The sequence below is a fragment of the Lysinibacillus sp. G1-3 genome, assembly GCF_056322905.1.
Genome location: NZ_JBWHYQ010000088.1, coordinates 1 through 255 on the forward strand (window position 1 = coordinate 1; position 255 = coordinate 255).

1 protein-coding gene is annotated in these 255 nt (G+C 33.7%); it reads left to right on the forward strand.

Features of this window, described 5'->3' with window-relative positions; all coding sequences use genetic code 11:
- On the forward strand, window positions 1–255 hold a 255-nt coding region (locus tag ACVYAD_RS25290), incomplete at both ends, for an AMP-binding protein (protein ID WP_476428319.1).

The window sequence follows — 255 nt, forward strand, 5'->3', positions numbered from 1 at the left end:
ACCTTGAGAAAATTAACAAGCCAACAAATTTAGCATATGTTATATACACGTCTGGTACGACTGGAATGCCTAAGGGAGTAATGATTGAACACAAATCATTGGTTAATAGATTGAACTGGATGCAAAAAAAATATCCACTAAATGAAGAAGATACTATTTTGCAGAAAACAACCTATACTTTTGATGTATCTGTATGGGAACTTTTATGGTGGTCATTAGTAGGTGCTAAAGTATGTATGTTGGGTCCTAATGATG